This is a genomic window from Kitasatospora albolonga (genome assembly GCF_039535905.1).
GTDB classification, from domain to species: domain Bacteria; phylum Actinomycetota; class Actinomycetes; order Streptomycetales; family Streptomycetaceae; genus Kitasatospora; species Kitasatospora albolonga.
The window spans coordinates 1-21,295 of the sequence record NZ_BAAAYB010000102.1 but is presented as its reverse complement, the minus strand read 5'-3'; the positions used below and the strand labels follow the sequence as shown (position 1 = coordinate 21,295).

The following is a 21,295-nucleotide window of genomic DNA, read 5'->3' as shown; positions in this document are numbered from 1 at the left end:
TCCCAACGGTGACAGCGCTCGCCCCACGAGCCCTCCGCAGACAAGGCCCCGGACCCATAGGCGCCGTCAGCTCGCCGCAGGCGGCTGACGCGCCGCGTCGGCGTACGCCTCGACGAGCCCGCCGCAGGCGAGGCCCCGAGCCCGTGACGCCTGCTCGCCTCGGCGAGCCCGCCGCAGGCGGGGCCGCGCAGCCGCGAGCCCGCACCCTGGGTCCGTGGGGGAACCGTCCTGCGGGTGCGGGTCGTGGCGGGCCCGGAGGGGGGAGTCGGGCCCGGCTCAGTGGGAGGTGCGGGTGGCGGCCTCGAGGAGTTCGGCGGTGCGGGTGGCCGGGAGGCCGAGGCAGCGGCCGACGGCGGTGAGGGCGGTGCGCTCGTGGGGGAGGTAGCGGCCGTCGGCGAGGGCGATCCAGGCGCCCTGCAGGACGAGGCGTTCGCGGCCGGGCTGGGCCAGGTGCGGGGCCAACGGTTCGAGCGCGGCGTGGAGTTCGACGGTGAGGGCACTGCCGGTGGCGTCCAGGTCGACGGGGGTGTCCCCGCCCGTCCCGGAGAGGGCGGCGAGCGCGGCCAGCACCTGGGCCTCGCCGCAGTCCTCGAAGCCGGCCTCTCGGATCGCCTCGCAGGCGGCGTCCCGCGCGGCCCGGCTGCCGGTGCCACCGGCCGCGAGCACCGCCAGTGCGACGGTGTACTGCGCGTCCCGCAGCATCGCGCCCAGCCGGACGCAGGTGAGCTGGTCCAGCGCCTCCAGCCCGAAGCGCCGGTGGCAGGTGGTGCACTGCACGCAGCCGGTGACCGGGCCGACCGGCAGCACCGGGGTGCCGAACAACCGCAGCCACCGCCGGCCGTGCTGCCGGCGGTAGTTGCGGTCCCCGCCGCAGCCCGGACAGTAGAAATCACCGAGGACGTCAGTCCGCCACCGAGGACGGACACCCCACAACCCTGTCACGGCGCCAACTCCCCAGACATGGCAGGCGGCCTGCACAACAATGGGCAGGTCACGCGACCGGACGCCGCGGTCGTCCCACCGACCCCGGTTCCGGTGGGTAGATGCTGCCATGGTTAAGCGCGGGTGTCAGCACCCCGAACGGGTAAAAATGTGTCGCAGAACACACCCCGCGCCCCCGCCCGCCGACACCCCCGCCGACGCCCGCGCCGGCACCCCCAAGGGACCCCGGAAACGCCGAAGGGGCCGCCGCAGCGGCCCCCCTGACGCACCGTCAGCCGCGCTGGGCCCGGTTCACCGCACTGACCACGGCCTTCAGCGAGGCCAGCACCGTGTTGCCGTCGATCCCGACGCCCCACAGCACCTTGCCGTCCACCGCGCACTCGACGTACGCGGCGGCCTGGGCGTCGCCGCCCTCGCTCAGCGCGTGCTCGGCGTAGTCCAGCACCCGTACGTCGACGCCGATCCCGGCCAGCGCGTTGACGAAGGCGGAGACGGGGCCGTTGCCGGTGCCGCTCAGGGTGACGGGGCGACCGTCGACCACGGCCTCGGCGCGCAGCACGTCGCGGCCGTCCTCGGTCTCCAGGCTGCGCGAGCCGCTCAGCGCGATCCGGCCCCACGGGTTCTCCGGGGTGGGCAGGTACTCGTCCTGGAAGACGCTCCAGATCTCGGCCGGGGTGACCTCGCCGCCCTCGGCGTCGGTCTTGGCCTGGATGATCCGGGAGAACTCGATCTGCTGACGGCGCGGCAGGTCCAGCTTGTGGTCGTTCTTCAGCACGTAGGCGATGCCGCCCTTGCCGGACTGGCTGTTGACCCGGATGACCGCCTCGTAGGAGCGGCCGACGTCCTTCGGGTCGATCGGCAGGTACGGGACGCCCCAGGTGTACTCGCCGACCGGCACGCCGGCCGCCTTGGCGTCGGCCTCCAGGGCGTCGAAGCCCTTCTTGATGGCGTCCTGGTGGGAGCCGGAGAAGGAGGTGTACACCAGGTCGCCGGCGTAGGGGTGGCGCTCGGCCACCGGCATCTGGAAGCAGTACTCGGCGGTGCGGCGGATCTCGTCGATGTCGGAGAAGTCGATCATCGGGTCCACGCCCTGGGAGAACAGGTTCATCCCGACGTTGACCAGGTCCAGGTTGCCGGTCCGCTCGCCCTGGCCGAACAGGCAGCCCTCGACGCGGTCGGCGCCGGCCATGATGGCCAGCTCGGCGGAGGCCACGCCGGTGCCGCGGTCGTTGTGCGGGTGGGTGGACAGCGCGACGAACTCGCGGCGGCTCAGGTTCCGCGACATCCACTCGATCTTGTCGGCGTAGACGTTCGGGGTGGAGCGCTCGACGGTGGTCGGCAGGTTCAGGATGATCTCGCGGCCCTCGCCGGGCTGCCAGACGTCCATCACCGCCTCGCAGACCTCCAGGGCGAAGTCCAGCTCGGTGTCGATGAAGATCTCCGGCGAGTACTCGTAGCCGAAGACGGTGTCGTCCCGCAGGATCTTCTCGGCGTACTCCATCACCAGGCGGGTGCCGTCCACGGCGATCGCCTTGATGTCGTCCTTGCTGCCCTTGAAGACCACCCGGCGGAACAGCGGCGAGGTGGCGTTGTACAGGTGCACGGTGGCGCGCGGGGCGCCGACCAGGGACTCCACGGTGCGCTCGATCAGGTCCTCGCGGGCCTGGGTCAGCACCGAGATGGTGACGTCCTCGGGGATCGCGTCCTGCTCGATCAGGGAGCGGACGAAGTCGAAGTCGGTGGCGCCGGAGGACGGGAAGCCGACCTCGATCTCCTTGTAGCCCAGCTTGACCAGCAGGTCGAACATCTTGCGCTTGCGGGCCGGGGACATCGGGTCGATCAGCGCCTGGTTGCCGTCCCGCAGGTCGGTGGAGAGCCAGCGCGGAGCCTGGGTGATCACCTTGGACGGCCAGGTGCGGTCCGGCAGGTCGATGGTGCCGAACGGTACGTACCGCTGGAACGGCATCCCGGACGGCTTCTGCTGGACGGTGCCGGCCGTGATCGGGGTGGGGCGGTCGTTGAACGCACGAGCGATGGCGGACTGCTCAGTCATGAAGGGACTCTCGGCTTCCGAACTCGATATGCGGGCTGGTCGGGGTGGAGGACACCCGACTCGGCCGACCACTGCCCCGCATCCGTACGGGGACAGCACAGCATCCCGCGGCGAGGGAGCCGGCCTTCGTGGTCTACAGGCCCTCGCCGCGGCAGCTAAGAAGAAGCAGCCGGTAGCGCATGATGTCGCCCAGCGTAACCCAGGCGCCCTGCCCGCCGAAGTGAGGCAGGCCACTGTCCCACCCAGCGAGACGGCTCGAACTGACGTGCCGTCAGCCGGGCGGCCCGCGCGCACCTGCCCGTCCGCCCGCCCGCCTCCTTGATCCACCCGCCGATCCGACGCCGAATTTTCACCGAAACGGGCAGCGCGGCCGTGCCCCTGAGTAGCACACTGGCAACCATGCGCATCCAGGTGACCCGGACCGGCGGCCTGGCCGGACACCCCCTCCGAGCCGAGCTGGACACCGCCGCGCGCACCGACGCGCCGCACGTCCACGCGCTGGCCAGGGAGGCGGTGGCCGGCGGACTCCGCAACCCCTCCTACGGAGTGCCGGACGGGTTCCACTACGCGATCACGGTCGACGGACGGACGGTGCACTGCGCCGACCCGAAGCTGACCGACTCCCAGCACGAGCTGGTCTCCCTGGTGCTGCGCGAGGGCCTGGCCCTCCCGGTGGAGTAGTCCACTTCCGGATAATCCCGCTGGAGCCGCAGTTTGTAGACTGCGGGGATGACCGAACCCTCGCGCACCATGCCGGACCTGTCGGCCCTGCTGACCCACACCAGCCACGTGCTCTCCACCCGGATGTCGGCCGCCTTCGCCGGGAGCGGGCTCGGCATCACCCCGCGCGGCTTCTGCGTGCTGCTGCACGCCCTGGAGCAGGAGCGGACCCAGATCCAGCTGGCCGAGATCGCCGACCTGGACAAGACCACCATGGTGGTCACCGTGGACGAGCTGGAACGGCTCGGACTGGCCGAGCGCCGCCCCTCCTCCACCGACCGCCGGGCCCGGATCATCTCCGTCACCCCGGCCGGCGCCGAGGCGGTGGCGGCCGGGGTGAAGGTCGCCGACGGCGTCCACCGGGAGGCCCTGGAGGCGGTGCCCGAGGAGGACCGCGCCGTACTGCTGCGCGCGCTCACCACCCTCCACGAGGGCCACCTATCGACCCCCGTGGAGAGCGAGCGCCCGGTGCGCCGGGCCCGCCGCCCGCGCGGCTGAGGCCGTCCCGGACAATTCAATACCGAGAAAGATAGTCTTGTACGGGACTATCTGATAGCTTCCTTCCTGTCGCCACCACCGAGGGGGAGGAACTCCATGACCACGCGAGGAACCGCACCGGGGACCGCGCATTCGCGCTGGACGGCCCTGGCCGTGCTCTGCGCCGGGATGCTGATGATCATCCTGGACGGCACCATCGTCACCGTGGCGCTGCCCGCCATCCAGGCCGACCTGGGCTTCACCGCCGAGGGCCTGACCTGGACGGTGAACGCCTACCTGATCGCCTTCGGCGGCCTGCTCCTGCTGGCCGGGCGGCTCGGCGACCTGCTCGGCGGCCGCCGGATCTTCGTGGCCGGGCTGGTGCTCTTCACCGCCGCCTCGCTGCTGGCCGGGCTGGCGGGCGGTCAGGAGCTGCTGATCGCGGCCCGGTTCGCCCAGGGGATCGGCGGGGCGATGGCCTCGGCGGTCAGCCTGGGGATGATCGTCACGCTCTTCCCCGAACCGGGCGAGCGCGGGAAGGCGATCGGCGCGTTCAGCTTCGTCGGCGCCGCCGGGGCCTCGATCGGGCAGGTGCTCGGCGGGGTGCTGACCGAGGCGGTCGGCTGGCACTGGATCTTCTTCGTCAACCTGCCGATCGGCCTGGCCGCCGTCCTGCTGTCGCTGCGGGTGCTGGCCGCCGACGGCCCGGCCCGCTCGCTGCGCGGCCTGGACCTGCCGGGCGCCGCACTGGTCACCGCCGGTCTGATGCTCGGGGTCTACGCGATCGTCTCGATCGAGCGCTCCACCACCGGCGCCCTGCTGCTCGGCGCCGTCTCCGCCCTGCTGCTGGCCGGCTTCCTGCTGCGCCAGCGGTACGCGGCCGAGCCGCTGCTGCCGCTGCGCCTGCTGCGCTCGCGCCGGGTGGCGGCGGCCAATCTGGTGCAGGTGCTGATGGTCTCGGCGCTGTTCGGCTTCCAGGTGCTGATAGCGCTCTACCTGCAGAACGTGCTCGGCTACGGCGCCGCCGCGACCGGCTTCGCCATGCTCCCGGCCGCAGTGGTGATCGGTGGCGTCTCGCTGCTGCTCTCCGCCCCGCTGGTCGCCCGCTTCGGTGAACGGACCGTGCTGCTGGGCGGGTTGGGCCTGCTGGTGGTGGCGATCGGCCTGCTCACCCGGCTCCCCGCGGACGCCTCCTACGTCCTCCACCTGCTGCCGACCATGCTGCTCGCGGGCGGCTTCGGCCTGGCCGTCGCCGCGCTCACCTCGCTGGCCATGGCCGACGCCGCCCCGGCCGACGCGGGCGTCAGCTCGGGGCTGTTCAACACCACCCAGCAGGTCGGCGGCGCGCTCGGGGTGGCCGTGCTGGTCACCCTGGCCGGCAGCCGGGGCCAGGCGCTGGCCGAGGCCGGCCGCAGCCAGGCCGAGGCGATGACGGCCGGCTTCCGGGCCGCCTTCCTGCTCGGCACCCTGCTCCTGCTGGCCGCCACCGCGCTGGCCGCCGTCGCCCTGCGGCCGGCCGCCGGCCGGGTCGTGGCGACCAGCCGGCGGGAGGAGAAGTCGCTTATCCGAAGCGGCCGTTGACGTAGTCCGAGGTGCGCTGGTCCACCGGGGCGGAGAACATCGCCTCGGTGGGCCCGTGCTCCACGATGCCGCCGGGGGTGCCCTGTTCGGCGAGGAAGAAGGCGCACTGGTCGGAGACCCGGTGCGCCTGCTGCATGTTGTGGGTGACGATCACGATGGTGACCTCCTCCACCAGCTCGCGGATGGTCTGCTCGATCCGGCGGGTCGAGGTCGGGTCGAGGGCCGAGCAGGGCTCGTCCATCAGCAGGACCTTGGGGCGCACGGCGAGCGAGCGGGCGATGCACAGGCGCTGCTGCTGGCCGCCGGAGAGGGCGCCGCCGGGCTGGCGCAGCCGGTCCTGCACCTCCTTCCACAGGCCCGCCTTGGTCAGGCACTCCTCGACCAGGTGGTCCTTCTCGGCCCGGGTGGCGCGCAGGCCGGTGAGCTTCAGCCCGGCCACCACGTTGTCGTAGATGGACATCGCAGGGAAGGGGTTGGGCTTCTGGAACACCATGCCGATGTCCCGGCGGGCCGAGGTGAGCCGGCGCTCGGGGGCGTAGACGTCGGAGCCGTCCAGCAGCACCTCCCCCGCCAACTGGGCGCCGGGGATGAGCTCGTGCATCCGGTTGAGGATGCGCAGGAAGGTGGACTTGCCGCAGCCGGACGGGCCGATCAGCGCGGTGACCTGGCCGGCCGGCATCAGCAGCGAGACCCGTTCCAGCACCTTGCGCTCGCCGAACCAGGCCGAGATGCCGTGGGCGTCGAGCGTCCCGGCGTTGCTCGCGGCGGTGGGGACGACGGGCAGGACGGCCGTGGTGTCGAGACTCACGGGGCGGCCCCTTTCTTGACTGGAACGGCGGTGCGGAGCGGGGGAACTGAGGTCAGATCAGGTTGGGCAGCAGGCGGGCGACCTGGTCGGCGACGGCCAGGCCGAGGGCGGACAGCACCGGCACCCCGACCGTCCAGGCCTGCCAGCGGCCCCAGCGGGTCCAGGCCAGGGCCAGGGCGACGGCGGCCAGCAGCAGTGCCTCGCCCCAGAGCACCAGCGGCACCCAGGCACCCTCCTCGGTGCCCATCGCCTTCTCGGCCGCGGGCAGCGCGGCGAAGGTGAGCGGGCGGGCGTTGTTCGGCTGGACCTCGCTCTCGAGGTCGGCGTCCACGTAGAGCAGGTCGTCGGGCGCGTACAGCGGGCCGTCGCCGGTGACCAGCACCACCCGTCCGGCGCCGGTCTTGAGGGCGGGCGGCATCGGGTCGCCGGCCCGGCGGACCGTCACCACCCGGAAGGTGTGGCTGCCCTGACCGGTGGTCACGGTGAAGGTCTCGCCCTGGCGCAGCTGGCCGATGGCGCCGAACGGGCCGCCGAAGCCCGCCTGGCGGCCGAACAGCACGCTGGTGCCGGCCTGGCCGGGCATCGCGGTGTCCCGGCGGTGGCCGGGGCCGGAGGAGAGCACCTCGCCGGTGGTGCCCTCGCGGACCACCTCGCGCAGTCCGAGGTGCTTGATCTCCAGCAGTGCGACGGGCGTGCCGGGCAGCACCGGCTTGCCGTCCTTGTCCAACTGGCCGACGGGGGCGGTGCCCTGGGCCAGGCTCAGGCGGAGCTCGGCCATCCCGGTCTCGTGGTCGCGCAGGTGGCGCAGGCCGCCGAGCGGGCCGAGGTCGAGCAGCAGGCCGAGCATCAGGCCGGCCACGATGGCCAGCGCCGCGCCGATCAGCTGCGGTCCGTCCGGGGTCAGCCGGCGCACGACCGAGGGCCGGGCGGGCGGCCGAACGGGCGGGGGCGCGGACGGCGGGACGGACGGCGGGGCGGGCGCGGCGGGCGGCTCGGTGGACGGCGGCGTCCAGTCCCGCGGGCCGGGGCCGGCCTTGATCGGCACGGGGACGGTGACGGTCATTCGGCTGCCTCCTCGGCGGTGCGCCGGGCCCGGCGCCGCAGGCGCGGCACGGCGATCCAGCCGAGCAGCAGCAGCCCGGCGGCGACCGAGACCCAGGTGTAGAGCGGGACCCCGTCGTCGGCGGTGGCGGCGGCCGCGGTGGAGCCGCCCCTGGCGCCGGCCACCGGCCCGGTGGCGACGCCGGGGTCGGGCGCCGGGGCGTGCACGGCTCCGGCGGGGGCCACGTCGGTGGCGGTCCAGGTGTTCGGCCCGGTGAAGGTGAGCGTGCCGGTGAACTCCTTGAGCGCGGCCGGGCGGACCTTGTTCCGGCAGGTCGCGGTGATGGTGTAGGCGCCCTTGAGCTGACCGGCTCCGGCCTGGGAGGCCACCACCCGCAGGGTGTTGGCCAGCGGCAGCACGAACCCGCCGCCGTTCGAGGGGCGGTAGACCGAGGCGGCCACCAGGCCGGTCAGCGGGTACCCCTCGGCGGGGAAGCCGGGGCCGGCGATCCGGACCGCCACGTAGTTGCTCGCCGGGTCCGGGCAGGGCGCCGAGCTGAGCAGGTCGATCGGGTCGTCGTCCTTGCCGGAGGCGTAGTCGAAGGCCAGCGTGCCGGGTGCCTCGGCGGCCGAGGCCGTCGGTGCGGACCAGAGGTGGCCGAAGGCCAGCAGGGCGAGCAGGGTGGCCACCGCGACGGCGGCCGGAGCGGCGGACGCGCCGCCTCCCCCGGCGGCGGCCGGTGCAGTGGGCGGGACGGCCGGACGGCGGCGGCGCCGGTACCAGCGCAGGCCGAGGGCGCCGGCCACCAGCAGGATCGCCAGCGTGGTCCACGGGATCCAGGCGAAGGCGTACTTGGTGACGGAGCTGATCAGCTTCGGGTCCTTGTCGCCGCCGACCGGCAGCGGGTCCACGGTGATCCCGGCGGTGCCCCACAGGGTCGGGTAGACGCCGGAGACGTCGAAGCGGTAGGTCACCGAGTTGCCGGGCAACAGCTCCTGGAGGTCGGGCGGGGTGTGACCGGTGGCGATCGAGCCGAACAGGTTGGTCACCCGGACCGCCTGCTTGCCGCCGAGCCGGACGTTGCCGGTGTTGCGGACGGTGTAACTCACCGTCGTGCGGCCGGAGTCGAGCGGGTTGGCGCTCGGGTGGTAGACCGCCTTGGCGTCCTCCACCTTGAGCTCGGCCCGCAGGTCGCCGGCCACCCGGATGTTGACCCGGGCGCCGACCCGCTGGTCGACGGTGATGGCGTTGCCCTGGGCGTCCTTGCTCTCCGCCCGCAGCGCGGCGACGATCCCGGCCGGGTGGTCCCCGGGGGTGGCGTCGGCGGGCACCACGAGGGTGAAGGGGACGATCTGGCGGCTGCGCGGAGCGAGCGTCACCGAGTCCGCCGCGGTGCGCAGCCAGCTTCCGGCCTGGGTGGACTTGCGGCCGTCCGGCAGCACGTCGTAGCCGCCGCTGTCGGTGTTGAAGGCGTCCGCGGGGTAGAGCCGCACGGTGAGCGGCTGGTCGCTGTAGTTCCAGAGCGCGACGTGGTCCTTGACCAGCGCGCCGGGGGTGGCGGCGTAGCCGAAGGTGCCCCGGGTGTCGGGGGCGTCGGCGGACGAGGGCTGGATGCCGAAGGTCTGCGCGACGGGCGGCGCGCCCTGGGCCGGGGCCTGCGCGGGTGCGCTCTGACCGGGGGACGGCTGCGCCGGGGGGTCCTCCGCGTGCGCGGTCCCCTGGAGCACGGTCAGGGCGAGCAGGGCCGGGGTGGCGAGTGCCAGGAGCCATCGGCGCATCGGCGGCGTCATCCTCGCTTGTCGGTACGGGAGTTGGGCACCGGCGGCCCGGCGGTCCAGAGCTGACACAGTGTCGCCTGGACCGCCCGGCCGCCGGGTTACGAACGCACGCTGACCCGGTGAACTACCGGCGTCAGATCGCGGTCAGGGTGAGCAGGCCCTGGTAGGTGCCGGCCTGGGTGGAGGTCGGCGCCAGCAGGGTGAGGTCGGCGCCGAGCTTGGCGGTGCCGAGGCCGGTCGCGGTGGCCAGGGTGCGGGACGACTTCAGGCCGTACGGGCCGCTGTCGTTGGCCTCGACCGCGTTGGCCGGGTTGACCGTGCCGCCCAGGGTGACCTTGAGGCCGTCGCCCTTGGAGACCAGGCTCGGGGCCCAGCCCAGGTTCTGCGCGTTGATCACGTTGGCGCCCGAGTTGAACTGGGCGACCTGGCCGCTGACCGACCAGCCCGGGGCACCGGCACGGGTGTCCGTGACGGTGACGGTCTGGATGGCGCCACCGGTGGAGTACAGGGTGCTGGTGCTGTTCAGCGCCAGTGGGGGCAGCGTGACGTTGGTGCCGGCCACGCTGATCACCAGGGCGCCGGGGGCGACCGAGGTGGTGATGGTCTCGAAGACCGGGGACGGCGGGGTCGGGCCGCCCGGGTTCGGCGGGGTCACCACGGGGGTGACGGTGAAGGCCACCGTGCTGGAGGTGGAGGACGCGAAGTCGGCCGGGGCGGCCGGGGTGAACTCGGCGGTGAAGGCGTGGTCGCCCTCGGCCAGGGTCGCGGTGGTGAACTCGCAGGCGCCGGCCACCACGGTCTGGGTGCCGAGCACGGTGCCGTTGTCCTTGAACGCGACGGTGCCCGCGGCGCCCGGGGTGACGTTGGCGCTGAGCTTGACCGGGGTGTTCTTGGCGGCCGAGCCGGCGGGCGAGACGGCCAGCGCGGTGGTGGTCGCCGCGGCGCCCTTCGGGCTGATGGTGTAGGCCACCGCCGCGGCGGTGGAGCCGAGGAAGCCGGTGCTGGAGGAGGTGAAGACCGCCGACAGCTGGTGGGCGCCCTCGGTCAGCGCGTTGGTGGTCAGGGTGGCCTGGCCGGCGTTGACCGCGACCGGGGAGCCGACCGGGTTGGCGCCGTCCAGGAACTGCACGGTGCCGGGGGCGGCCGGGGAGACGGCGGCGGTCAGCGTGACGTCGCTGCCCACGGTGGCCGAGCCGTTCGGGGTGGCCGACACGGTGGTCGTGGTGGCCACCGCGACCGGGGCGTTCGGGTCGGTCGAGGTGAAGTTGGTGGCGCTGGACATCCAGATCGCGCCGACGAAGTCACCGTAGTAGGTGGCGCCGACCTTGTTGCGGCAGCGCAGGCGGAACTCGTACTTGCCGGAGAGCTCGGCGATGCCGTTGGCCTGGGCGTAGCCGCGCAGGGTGTTGGAGAGCGGGACGGTCACCTTGCCCTGGGCGTCGGCCGGGAAGCCGTCCTTGGACTGGTTCGAGGTGGCGCCGTAGCCGTCGGCCGGGAAGCCCTGGCCGAGCACCAGGACCTGGAGGTTGGTGCCCGAGGTGCAGGCGCCCGAGGCGGTCACGGTCAGACCCTCGTCGACGGTGCCGGCGTTCGGGTTGACGACCAGGCTGCCGATGGTCGGGCTGTCGGCCGCGTGGGCGGCGACGGAGCCGAGCATGGTGATGGAGCCGGCGGCCAGCAGGGTGGCCGCGCTGACCGCGATGGTGCGGGTGATCCGGATGCTCACGGTGGAGTTCGCCTTTCAGGCGTCAGTGGAGCGTTTCTGAGGGTGTTTCGGGCCCGTGGTGCGGGCCGGGTGTTGCTCAGACCGGTGGAGCTGTGGCCAGGTCAGCCGGTGACGCGCGAGATGTCGCCGCAGTTGGCGTTCACGCCGAAGCCGTACTGCTTGACGATGGCGGCGCGCTTGCAGATCTCGGAGTTCGAGCCGACGAAGACGTCCTTCCAGGGGCTGTTCGCCACCTGGGAGGTCGGGATGACGTTGTAGACGTCACGGGTGGCGGCCGCGCTGGAGTTCAGCAGCACCGACGGCACGCCGTTGATGTTGCCGAGCTGGGCGGAGCCGCGGATGTCGGCGATGGTGGAGGAGGCCTGCGCGATGTACTGGGCGATCGAGAACGGCACCAGCGACTTGGTGTCGAGGACGCGGCCGTCGTGCTCCTCGATCTTCTTGCCGCCCTTGGTGTCGGTCACGCAGGGGTACTTGTTGGCGCTGATGTCCGACTCGGTGATGCCGACCACGGTGAGCCAGAAGGCACGGGTGCCCGAACCCGCCTGCGGGAGCAGCGGCTTGATGTCCCAGTTCGGGCCGGTGCCGACGTAGCCCGGGTCGCAGCTGTAGATCGAGTGCAGGTCGGCGGTGGAGAGGTCGAGGGCGACCTCGGAGCCGGAGGAGACGGCGTAGGTGACGCCGTCCACCGCGAACGGGACGTAGGTCAGGCCCGGGGTGACGGCGGCCAGGTTCAGGCTGGAGGAGCGGGCGAAGTCCAGGCAGCCGTTGCCCAGGTTGAGCTGGTTGACCAGCGCGGTGCGGCCGGCGCCGGAGCCGTTCGGGCGGGCGACCGACTGGCACGCGGCTGCCGCCTTGGTGGCGACGGTGGCGGTGCCCAGCGCGTTGTAGGAGGCCACCACCTTCTGGCCGCCGAGGGTGATGTCGTTGGCCATGGCGTTCATGACGCCCTGGGTGGTGTCGGAGCCGACACCCGCCAGCTGGCGGTAGACCGGGGCGCCCGACGGGTCGGCCTGCGCGGTGCCGGTGCTACCCAGCACCAGGCCCAGACCGGCGGCGACGGTCACACACTTGGCGAGGTTGCTCTTGGTGGGAGAGTTCACGGTTCCTTCTTCCTACGGGCAGCTCTCGGGCACGGCCGGAGGGTCTCCGGCCGTGTGGCGCACCTGCGTTGACGGTGGATCGATGGTTCGGTGGTCTGTGGGCCCGCGCCCGGGTCAGTGCCGCCGCCTGCGCAGCAGGTGCGGCACGGCCACGCCGCCGACGGCTGCGAGCACTCCGGCGATCAAGGTGCCGAGCAGGACGTAGCGGGCGGAGCCGACCTTGGTCCCGGCGGTCTTGCCGACCGGGGCGGCGGACGGGGTGGCGGAGAGCAGGACCGGGCTGCGGGAGGGCTCGGGGCTCGGCGGCGGCGGACTCAGCGGAGCCGTGTCCACCGGGGCGCCGCCGGAGCCGCCGCCCGTACCGGCACCGCTGCCGGAGCCGGTCCCGGCACCGGAGGCGGGCGTCACCCCGACCGGGGCGGTGGGGAGTTGGACGACCGTGCTCCCGCTCGCCGAGGCGGAGGGCCGGGCGGTCGCCGAGGCGGACCCGGAGGCCGTGGGCGAGGCGGAGGTGCTCGGCTTGGGGCTCGGCTCCGCCTTGCCCGCCGCGAGCTCGATCGCGTCGGCGACCAGTCTGGCCTGGCTGCGCATCCGCTCGGGCAACGGGACGTAGCCAACGGGCAACTGGCCGGCGGCGACACCCGGCTCCTGGCCGGGGCCGGCCGCGTAGCGCAGCAGGTCGGCGTAGGACTTGCCCGCCTCGGGGGTGATCTGCGAGGGCACGGTGGCGGCGAAGGTGGTCAGGGTCAGCGGGTAGCCGCCGGCCACCTCGGCCCACGGCGGGATCACCGAGATGGTGGTCGCCGACTCGGGCATCGTGCCGTTGGCCATGGCCAGCATGGAGGCGTCCGTCGGGGTGACGAACTCGCCCTTGGCGTTGCGGATCTGAGCGGTGCTCAGACCGAACCGGGCCGCCTGGGCGGTGGTGGTCAGGGCCATCAGGGCGCGCAGGCCCTGCGGCTGCGGCGAGCCCTTCTTGAGCTGGCCGGGGATCACGGTGGCGTCCCAGACCGACTTGCCCAGGCCGTCCCCGCGGGCGATGCCCCGGGCGCCCTCGCGCATGCTGGGGGCGTAGGCGTGCGAGTCCAGGTTGCACCAGGCAGGGCGGCCGTCCGGGTCGTCCGGGAACTCCAGGCAGTAGACGTCCTGCTTGGGGTAGTTGGAGCGCGGGTAGGTGGTGCCGACCTTGATCCAGGCCTTGTTGATGGTGTCCTTCCAGACCGCGTGCTTCTCGCCGCGCAGGAAGGCGGCCGCCTCCGGGTCCTTCAGCAGCCACATCCAGACCAGCTGGGCGGCGTCGCTGTCGCCGTTGGGCAGCAGCAGGTCGGCGACCCGGGTCGGGAAGTACAGGTCCTTGAAGTACGGGTTGAGCGCCAGGAACTCGGGGTCGGTCAGCAGGTCGACCGGGTTCTCGGCCGGCACGTCCGGGTCGAAGGGGTTGACCGACTGCTGGTAGCTCTGGGTCATCAGCTTGGCGATGAGCCGGGGCGTCAGCTTGAGGTCGTGGATGCGCTGGCCGTCCTTCTTCTTCTTGTCCTCCGGCGTGCGGACGCCGGACTGGCTCTCGATGTCGAAGGCGAAGGTCAGCCCGGAGAGGGCGACCGGCGCGTAGTACGGCGTCCGGCCGGGCCGGTCCTCCTCGCGGGCCTGCGGGATGCCGAGGTAGGACAGGCCGGGGTCGTCCTGGTTGAGCTGGTTGCGGGCCAGGTGGTCGGCGATCTGGGTGTAGCTGAAGATCCCGCCCGCCTGGCGGCAGAGCACCGGCTGCCAGCGCCACATCGCCTCGGCGGCCATCTCGGTTCCGTTGGTGGGCCGTTCGGAGCTTCCGATCGGGCAGGACAGGCCGACCCGCTCGAAGCTCAGCGGCACCACCAGCCGCTTCTCCCAGTTGGTGAAGGAGAGCGGGCTGGTCTGGAGCTTGCCGGAGGAGCCCGTCGGCACCTCCTTGTTCACCTCGATCTCGCCGCGCGGCACGATCACCAGCCAGCAGCGGCGCGGGGTCGCGTCGGCCGGGGCGCCGGCCGGGGTCTGGCCGCAGCCCAGGCCCGGTGCCTCCATGCCGGTCTGCATCTCGAAGTCGATCTGGCCGGAGCCATCGGCCCTGGTCGGCCCGAACGGCACCTCGTTGGTGGTCTGCGCGTCGTAGTACTGGCTCGCGCCGCCGCTCTCGGCCGGGCCGCCGTTGGAGGGGCGGAACGGCACGTAGATGTTCTTGGTCGGGTGCTCCTGGTAGAGCGGGTCGGCCTTGTCCTCGAGTGCGCCCGCGTTGAGCTGACGGGTGCTCACGAAGTCACCGGCGGAGATCCGCGGGTCCCCCTTGGTGGCACCGTACTGGCACTGCTCGCGGCTCGGGCCGCTGTCCTCGTCGCCCCAGCACTGCATGAACTGGAGGTAGTGACGGGCCAGGATCATCGGGCTCGGCCAGGTCGGCCTGCCGCCGGTCCAGGTCACCTGGACCGACTCGTTCACCAGGTGCGCGGTCTGGTGGACCGTCACCTCCAGGCCGGCGAACTCGCCGGAGCCGGCCACCGTGACCGGCCGCTGGCCGCTCTCCGACCCGGCTCCGGCCTCGGCCAGCCGGGCCGCGCCGGGGGCCGCCGCCGACAGGGCCGGCGCAGCGGCCGCCGAGCCCGCGCCGGAGCCGGCCGCCGGGGTGGCGGCCCTGCCGGTGGGCGGGGCGTCGGCCGCGATGGTGGGCTCGCCGGACGGGCGCTGCCCGTCGATCGGGACCGGGGCCCCGGTGATCGGGTCCACCGGGATCTCGGGGGTGGCCGAACCGCCGGCCGCCACCCGCACCGGCGCCGAGCCGGGCCCGGCCGACAGCGCGACACCACCGGCGACGGCCAGCACCAGGGCGAACGCCCCGGCCGTGCGGACCACCCGCCGGAGCGGACGCGCGCCCCGGGCCGTGCCACCGGCCCCGCTCCCGGCCTCGTCCCGGCCCGGCCGCCCCGCCACGGCGAGGTCGTCCTGCGGCGGGCGCCCGTGCGTCCGACGGAGCCTCATCGGCCCTCCCCCCGGCGACGGGCGGCCCGGCCGGCCACCAGCGGCGGCAGCACGATGACCGCACCGAGCAGCAGACCGGCCACCAGCATCAGCGAGTGCCGCAGGCCGCTGCTGGCGGAAGCGGCGATCTCGACCTGGGTCGCGGACACCTGCTGGCCGCCGTCGCCGCCACCGGCCGCGCCGCCACCACCCCCGCCCCCGAGCGCCGGGTCCCCGCCGCCGAGCGCGGGATCACCCGAACCGCCGCCCGCCGCACCGCCGTTGGCGCCACCGGAGGCACCCCCCGCGGCTCCACCGGCCGCGCCGCCGCTGCTCCCGCCCGCCGCCGCGCCACCGGTGCCGCCCGCTCCCCCGGTGCTGCCCGCAGCACCGGCGGCCGTCCCCCGGGCACCGCCGGAGCCGGCCGTGCCACCGCCCGCCGTGCTGCCCGAACCACCGCTTCCGCCAGAGGAGTTGGAGCCGCCCGAGGCACCGGCGCCGCCGGTGGCGGTGCCGCACATCTGGGCGCCCTTCTTGTCGCACTCCTGGGGCATCGGCGCCCCGGCCGCGAACGGGTTGGTCCCGTTGGGCCCGAAGGTCGGGTTGGTGCAGGCGTTGGCGTCGAAGGCCCTGCCCTCGGAGCCCGGCACCTTGGCCAGCTGCTCGAACCCGGACTTCACCAGCTGCTGGGTGAGCGGCGAGTAGCCGAGCTTGTCGGCCTGCCGCTGGCCCTCGCAGAGGAAGTAGTAGCCGAAGGCGCTGAGCGTCTTGCCCTTCTCGTCCGGGAAGCTCTGGGTGGCGCTGGTGTGCACGGCCATGTAGCTGTAGCTGGAGAGCGGGTAGGCGTTCTTCTCCGGCGAGCTGTACACGTCGTCGAGCCGCTGGGTGAGGTCCTGGTTGATCCCGGCGTGCCCGAGCGCGACCGAGACGTTGCGGGCGGTCGGCTCCACGTAGTAGCCCGCGTCGTTGAGCACCTTCACCACCGGGAAGCGGGCGTTGAGCGCGTAGGAGTACTCGACGTAGGTGATCGCGCCGTTGTTGGAGTCGGTGGCCACCGCGTTGGCCACCGCGATCGAGGTGCCGAGCGACTGCCAGGTGGAGCCGGGCAGCAGCGGGTAGAACGAGGTGACCCCGCAGGGCGCGTGCCGGCTGGTCTTGGCGCAGTACGCGTCCCAGGTGCCCTGGTGACGCTTGCTCATCCAGGTGGTGAGCTGCGCCGTGGTGCCGGAGCCGTCGGAGCGGACCACCGGGCGGACGGCCACGTTGGGGAGCGCCAGGCCGGGGTTGTCGGCCGCCACCAGCGGGTCGTTCCACTTGGTGATCACGCCGGTGAAGAGCTTGGTGAGGGTGTCCCCGGAGAGCCGCAGGTTGTCGACCCGCTTGCCGTTGATCTTCAGGTTGTACATGAACGAGGTGCCACCGGCCACGATCGGCAGGTAGGCCATCGGGAACGGCGGCGGCGCGTCGAACTGCCCGCCGTCGGTGAGGCCGTACGGGATCTCGGTGACCGCGAAGTCGGTGGCCTGGTTCTTGAACTGGTTGCGGCCGTAGCTGGAGCCCTGCGCGTCGAAGTCGATGGTCATGCCGTACTGGCGGACGTTGGTGACCCAGGCGTCCACCGCGTTGCTGCTCCAGGTGGAGCCGGCGCCGCTGATCCGGCGGTAGTCGGCGGCCTCGGCCCGGGGCGCCGCGCCGAGCAGCAGCGAACCGGCCACGACCGCGAGCGCGGTGAGGAGGGTGAGGGTACGGGTGAGCACGGGTGCCTTCCGGACGGCGGGGAACGTGGCGGGGCCGGTCATCCGGGCCAGGTCGGCGGCGGACTGCCGGGCCCGGCGCTCGCGCTGACGGGAGGTCAGGTCGCCGGGGCCGCGGCCGCCGAGCGTGCGGGCCACCACGAAGAGCAGCAGCACCAGGCCGAGCAGCACCGCGGCGGCGCCGAAGGCCCTGGTGATGTGGAGCTGGGACGGGAACTTGATCAGGGTGAACGCCATCAGCGGCAGCGAGGCCTGCGGGTCGCTGGTCGGGTCCGGGTTGAGGTTCTTGGTGTAGCCGGAGCAGAGCAGCACCGGGGAGGTCTCGCCGATGCCGCGGGCCGCGCCGAGGATGACGGCGGTGGCCAGGCCGGAGCGGGCGCTCGGCAGGGTCACCGTCCAGACGGTGCGCCAACGGCCGGCGCCGAGCGCGTAGGAGGCCTCCTTGAGGGAGGCCGGCACCAGGCAGCAGCACCACGTCGGTGGCCCGGATCAGGATCGGCAGCATCATCACCGAGAGGGCCCACCCCGGCCGCCAGGCCCGAGCGCGGGAAGCCCAGCGCGAGCACCAGCACGGCGTAGATGAACAGGCCCGCCAGGATCGAGGGCAGCGCGGTCATCGCCTCGACCAGGGTGCGCACCAGCCGGCTGAACCGGCCGGGCACCTCGCTCATGAAGACCGCGCAGCTGATCCCGACCGGGATGGTGATGGCCAGCGAGATGGTGATCTGGATCAGCGTGCCGACGATGGCGTGCAGCGCGCCGCCCTTGTCGAGCGGGTCGGTGGGCGCCGGCCTGGGACAGGTCCTGGGTGTAGAAGTTGGTGTGGCTGAGCGCGTCCCAGCCCTTGAGGAAGACGTAGCCGACCACCCAGACCAGCACGCCGAGCAGCAGGGCGGCGATGGAGTGCACCACCACCGAGGCCAGCCGGAAATTCCGCCACCCGAGATCACTCGCGAGATAACCCCGTTATCTCGTCCCGGGTCAGAGGCACCAACAGTCAGGGCGTGGAGTCGACGGCCGAGCGCGCCGAGGACCAAGCTACGCCGCGAGCTATGAGCTCGAGCCGAACAAGTTCCTCCGAACTATCACGCCGCCATTGAAAACGGCGCTGACATAGCTCGCTGGAATCAAGCACGGGGACGCCGTCATCACTGACCTGACCACCCCGAGGCCGCGCTCCAGGGCCTCTGAACCACCCAGAAATCGTCAAGTGGTCTCGCGGAAGCGAGGCTCGCCACCGGCGCTGTGGCGAACACACTGCCGTGACTATCAAGCTTGGCTTGCGCGGGCTAGCGTACACGACGGGGCAGGGCGCGCCAGGACGGCGTACGGAGGGGAGTCGCCCCAACACCAACCGGTGGCTTCGACGCGGCTCCCTTCAACTGCGTTCAAGCGCACCAGCAAGACAGCCACTATCACGGGAACCAGCCGAGGTTCACACATCGGGGTCCACCAATCGCCTCGAGTGCAGCCTGCGGAGACTCGGCAGTTCACACACGAGGAACGGGTGGTATGGTGTCACACACGACAATGGCCCCACCGATACGGCTGAGGTCGATCCAGGCACGGCAACATCGCCGCGGAGACAGCACAAGGTTGCAACCAGCAGGGTATGAGCGAAAGAACTGCAGCACGGCAGACCGGGACCGGCCACGTCCATTACACAGCCGCGAGATGGAGAACGGAGGAGTGTGAGGTGTCGGACCCCGTAGCGCAAGGGACGATCATCGGGGGGGGCCTAAGCCGCGCTGCGAACGAACCGACGTATTCTGCAGGACGTGCGGCTGGGATATTACGAAGCCCATACGAGAATGGATCAGGTAGTCCGTGAGGATGCGCCCTTCGCCAGAACCGCGAGGCCGGCCCTAGGACCACAGCCAATACGGTGCCGCCGATGATCACCGCCGTCGGCCGCGCTAAAACCGCGGGTCGAGAGAGCACCCACCAGAGCGGAATGTACCCAATCCCCAGCGGGGGATTGGACGCCCTCACAAGAGGACGTTAAAACGGCACCTCGGCCACGCTACAAGGCCGTTGGGCCTGGTCGGAAGTACCTACTGCGCAAGGGTAGGGACGCACATGAATCGGGCGTAAGGGGATCACATGTGGAAAGCGGAGACGACCGGTGCCAGGCCATCAGAGACAAATCCAGTTGAACCTGCCGTTGACGATTAAAAGACCAAGCGCGCGGCACGTCAGGTGCATAGCTGAGAGCAGCGGAGTTCAGTGGATCCGGGTCCACACTGAGCCCTCGCTTTTCAAAACACCTTGAAAGAGTGCGGGATTCCAGCCAGCCCCAGGGGAGCCGCGGGACACCCCGGGCCGCATGGATAGGGAGCAGTAGCAAGATTGTCGCCCAGACGACCGTAGCTAGACTCCAGCAGCACGTGGCAGACGACTGGCGATGCCCAATGCATGGTTCCGGACACCAGTGATTATTGCGCTCCAGGTTGGAATCCCCGTCCCCGGGACCTGGCAGCTTCCCGGGGCGCGTACTTCGCACTTGATGTAGACGAGGGGCACCAGACTGCCTGCACGAGGCGCACGCACGACGGGGCACCGCACAGCAGCTTACGCACCCGCCGATCCCCCACGCCGGATCAAGCAAGGGTGACCGCAAAGCCCAGTACGGCCGCCGATGGCCGAACTGGCCTTGCCCCGCCGTCGCGGGTTTTCCAAGACTATCTCGGGGTGATAGAATAGGGTCAAAGGAGAGGCCACGGCGAGTGGGACATAGGCGCCTCGGAGTGCCGCGCACAACACGCCGAGGTAGCGCCCGCACCGTCACGAGATCATGCCCACGACCAGAATCGGAAGGCGCCGCATGACCCTTGGGCCCAGGCACAGATAGAATTCTACGGTCCGGTCAGACTCTCGGGGTTGGCGGTAGGATTCCTGGCATCGCCATCACGGGAACAGCGGTTTCCTTCTCTAGCGGCGCCAGTCCATCGAATAACTCTGGATGTCACGGCCCACGGTGGGTCGACGCACCTGCACTCTATTCCAACGGCTTTCAGTAGGACCGTCGCCGCCGCGGCCACCCCCTCGGGTCCGCGTCACGGGCTGGCGCGCCCCCGCCATGTAAGAGGCACTGACAGCCAAGGGTTGTAACTAGCGGCAACTTTCAACCCCCGCGGCTGGCGGTAATGCCAGACCGGGACCGATTGCCAGGTCACCAGCGGCCCCGTCAGCCCAAACTCAAGCGACCAAGCAGCCCATAGAGTTGGGCCCCAGGGCCAGGCGAGTGAACTGGTGAACGCACTCGGGCCCTCCTGGATCACCGCCGTAGGACTGGATAGTCCTACGCCATCGCGGCTTCCCCTTGGCGCGCGCACCCGCTTCCGGAAGGCTGTCTTGACTGCTGGCCCAGGAGGCCACGGTGTGTGGCGCCCGAGCGCACCGATTCATCCAACACCCGTTCCAGCGTGCCGAACCGAGGTCGGCAGGGTCGGGACTGGTCTGTCTACAGATGTAAAGGACCATATCTGGGGATTTCGCACCCAGACCAATATCGCTGGGGTGCCCGCAACCTATACCCGCCGCTGGCTTGGCCCGGAACGAGGGACCGGTCCTCAAGGCTCAGACGGCCACGTTACCTCGATTTCAGATGATTCTGCGGCCGCACTATAGAAACATCGGCCGGAACAACGGACGGCCTGCTGATACGAACCGGTCGCATGGACAAAAAACCCAGCCACAACGGTCATACACACCGAAAGATGTCCGTCGTGCACGAAGTGCTAAGGGCGCTGGTCGGGAGGACCGGGTTCCGTTGACCTACAGGGGCCAATAGGTCAAGGAAACCCCGCCACACGATCCGCCGCGGAGAGCCGGCCAGAACACAATATCCACCCGAGTTACAGTCCGCCGGGGCGAGCGCCCACCCCGGGCGGGGCCCAAGTGACTGGCACGGCCTTATACCTCGGGGGCCACCGCGTCAACTCCTAGGCGGTAGTGGCACGACTCCCCCCGTCTGACGGCCAGTCGCCCACCACCACGAACCGGCCAGCAGGCGGGGAGGTGCCGGGCTGGCGGTCCACGCCGTCGGTGGCCAGGTAGGACCTGCACCACCTCGCGCCCCGGCGGGTCGGTTGCGCAACCGGACAGGCTTCCTGGACTCGCTGACGGACAGCGGACGACGCACTCGGACTCGGCACACGAAAGGAGCGGGGGGGCCGCCATCGCCCGTGGTTACGTCCCAAGTGGTGTACCACCTGGCCGGGCGCCGAAACCACACGGTAGCCGGCCTCACGGCCGCGGCACGGGCGCTGGCACACAGTGACAACGGTAGCCCCGAGTGCAAACGGCCTCCTCGTCACGGCAGTC

13 protein-coding genes are annotated in these 21,295 nt (G+C 71.8%); 3 read left to right on the top strand and 10 right to left on the bottom strand.

Annotated elements, in window-relative coordinates; genetic code table 11:
• Window positions 1–276: 276 nt before the first annotated feature.
• Together ABD946_RS26290 and leuA are read right to left on the bottom strand one after the other, a co-directional pair.
• Window positions 277–822 carry a TerB family tellurite resistance protein gene (locus ABD946_RS26290; RefSeq protein WP_345287658.1) on the bottom strand — a complete coding sequence of 182 codons (546 nt, stop codon included), beginning with the start codon at window positions 820–822 and terminating at the stop codon, window positions 277–279.
• Between the two features lie 391 nt (window positions 823–1,213).
• Complete coding sequence (gene leuA / locus ABD946_RS26285; RefSeq protein WP_345287656.1) at window positions 1,214–2,995, bottom strand: 2-isopropylmalate synthase; 1,782 nt, start codon at window positions 2,993–2,995, stop codon at window positions 1,214–1,216.
• Window positions 2,996–3,394: 399 nt separating this feature from the next.
• Between leuA and ABD946_RS26280 the strand changes: the two genes are divergently transcribed.
• The 3 genes from ABD946_RS26280 (at window position 3,395) to ABD946_RS26270 (ending at window position 5,773) form a co-directional block, all read left to right on the top strand.
• Window positions 3,395–3,676: a protealysin inhibitor emfourin gene (locus tag ABD946_RS26280; RefSeq protein ID WP_345287654.1), complete on the top strand. Its 282-nt coding sequence runs from the start codon at window positions 3,395–3,397 to the stop codon at window positions 3,674–3,676.
• Between the two features lie 48 nt (window positions 3,677–3,724).
• Window positions 3,725–4,213: a MarR family winged helix-turn-helix transcriptional regulator gene (locus ABD946_RS26275; RefSeq protein WP_345287652.1), complete on the top strand. Its 489-nt coding sequence runs from the start codon at window positions 3,725–3,727 to the stop codon at window positions 4,211–4,213.
• Window positions 4,214–4,309: 96 nt separating this feature from the next.
• A complete protein-coding gene (locus ABD946_RS26270; RefSeq protein ID WP_345287650.1) occupies window positions 4,310–5,773 on the top strand; it encodes an MFS transporter in 1,464 nt (487 codons plus the stop codon).
• Here the strand turns inward: ABD946_RS26270 and ABD946_RS26265 are convergent.
• The 8 genes from ABD946_RS26265 to ABD946_RS26230 all read right to left on the bottom strand — a co-directional run bounded on the left by ABD946_RS26265 (window position 5,754) and on the right by ABD946_RS26230 (window position 17,640).
• The gene (locus ABD946_RS26265; RefSeq protein ID WP_380149995.1) at window positions 5,754–6,557 is read right to left on the bottom strand and encodes a phosphate ABC transporter ATP-binding protein; all 804 of its coding nucleotides are present in this window, start codon (window positions 6,555–6,557) and stop codon (window positions 5,754–5,756) included. The genes ABD946_RS26270 and ABD946_RS26265 overlap by 20 nt on opposite strands.
• A gap of 76 nt (window positions 6,558–6,633) precedes the next feature.
• Window positions 6,634–7,644: a sortase gene (locus ABD946_RS26260; protein ID WP_345287648.1), complete on the bottom strand. Its 1,011-nt coding sequence runs from the start codon at window positions 7,642–7,644 to the stop codon at window positions 6,634–6,636.
• Window positions 7,641–9,401, bottom strand: coding sequence for a hypothetical protein (locus tag ABD946_RS26255; RefSeq protein WP_345287646.1), 1,761 nt, complete (start codon window positions 9,399–9,401; stop codon window positions 7,641–7,643). The genes ABD946_RS26260 and ABD946_RS26255 overlap by 4 nt, the downstream gene beginning before the upstream one ends.
• 133 nt (window positions 9,402–9,534) lie before the next feature.
• Window positions 9,535–11,127 carry an Ig-like domain repeat protein gene (locus ABD946_RS26250; protein WP_345287645.1) on the bottom strand — a complete coding sequence of 531 codons (1,593 nt, stop codon included), beginning with the start codon at window positions 11,125–11,127 and terminating at the stop codon, window positions 9,535–9,537.
• A gap of 101 nt (window positions 11,128–11,228) precedes the next feature.
• Complete coding sequence (locus ABD946_RS26245) at window positions 11,229–12,230, bottom strand: substrate-binding domain-containing protein (protein WP_345287643.1); 1,002 nt, start codon at window positions 12,228–12,230, stop codon at window positions 11,229–11,231.
• Window positions 12,231–12,344: 114 nt separating this feature from the next.
• Window positions 12,345–15,236 carry a hypothetical protein gene (locus ABD946_RS26240; protein ID WP_345287641.1) on the bottom strand — a complete coding sequence of 964 codons (2,892 nt, stop codon included), beginning with the start codon at window positions 15,234–15,236 and terminating at the stop codon, window positions 12,345–12,347.
• Window positions 15,233–17,428: a substrate-binding domain-containing protein gene (locus tag ABD946_RS26235; protein ID WP_345287639.1), complete on the bottom strand. Its 2,196-nt coding sequence runs from the start codon at window positions 17,426–17,428 to the stop codon at window positions 15,233–15,235. Before ABD946_RS26235 ends, ABD946_RS26240 begins: the two co-directional genes overlap by 4 nt.
• A complete protein-coding gene (locus ABD946_RS26230) occupies window positions 17,359–17,640 on the bottom strand; it encodes a hypothetical protein (RefSeq protein WP_345287637.1) in 282 nt (93 codons plus the stop codon). The genes ABD946_RS26235 and ABD946_RS26230 overlap by 70 nt, the downstream gene beginning before the upstream one ends.
• Window positions 17,641–21,295 lie beyond the last annotated feature (3,655 nt).

Bases quoted from the DNA above. Each gene is read 5' to 3' on its own strand.
- leuA (WP_345287656.1), bottom strand. From the start codon at position 2,995: ATGACTGAGCAGTCCGCCATCGCTCGTGCGTTCAACGACCGCCCCACC.
- ABD946_RS26280 (WP_345287654.1), top strand. From the start codon at position 3,395: ATGCGCATCCAGGTGACCCGGACCGGCGGCCTGGCCGGACACCCCCTC.
- ABD946_RS26275 (WP_345287652.1), top strand. From the start codon at position 3,725: ATGACCGAACCCTCGCGCACCATGCCGGACCTGTCGGCCCTGCTGACC.
- ABD946_RS26270 (WP_345287650.1), top strand. From the start codon at position 4,310: ATGACCACGCGAGGAACCGCACCGGGGACCGCGCATTCGCGCTGGACG.
- ABD946_RS26260 (WP_345287648.1), bottom strand. From the start codon at position 7,644: ATGACCGTCACCGTCCCCGTGCCGATCAAGGCCGGCCCCGGCCCGCGG.
- ABD946_RS26255 (WP_345287646.1), bottom strand. From the start codon at position 9,401: ATGCGCCGATGGCTCCTGGCACTCGCCACCCCGGCCCTGCTCGCCCTG.
- ABD946_RS26240 (WP_345287641.1), bottom strand. From the start codon at position 15,236: ATGAGGCTCCGTCGGACGCACGGGCGCCCGCCGCAGGACGACCTCGCC.
- ABD946_RS26230 (WP_345287637.1), bottom strand. From the start codon at position 17,640: ATGAGCGAGGTGCCCGGCCGGTTCAGCCGGCTGGTGCGCACCCTGGTC.